The organism is Bacillus sp. SIMBA_026, assembly GCF_046535335.1.
GTDB lineage: Bacteria > Bacillota > Bacilli > Bacillales > Bacillaceae > Bacillus > Bacillus velezensis.
On record NZ_JAWRWX010000140.1, the window covers coordinates 1 to 275 of the forward strand.

A 275-nucleotide genomic window follows, 5' to 3' on the forward strand; every position below is an offset into this window, starting at 1 on the left:
TAGCTATTTGCGTCAGGCTCAAGTGCTGTCCATCTGCAACAATAATAAAATCATTGAAACGTCGAACTTGAACAATCTGGGCGCCTGTTTCAACCACATGGGTGAGCTGGGAGAGGCCGACTCCTGCCTTCAACTGGCGCTGGAGAAGATCGAAAACCTGTTAGACCAACCTCAAACCGACCCCGATCTTGCCAAGCTGAAGTCCATACAAGCCAATGCTTTGAGCAACCTGTCCATAAACAAGAAAAAACTCTTCTTGCAAAGCGGTAGGAGTG

General features: G+C 48.0%; 1 protein-coding gene. It reads left to right on the forward strand.

Going from position 1 to position 275, the window contains the following annotated elements:
• On the forward strand, nucleotides 1–275 hold a 275-nt coding region (locus tag SB847_RS20970), incomplete at both ends, for a hypothetical protein (RefSeq protein WP_410578534.1).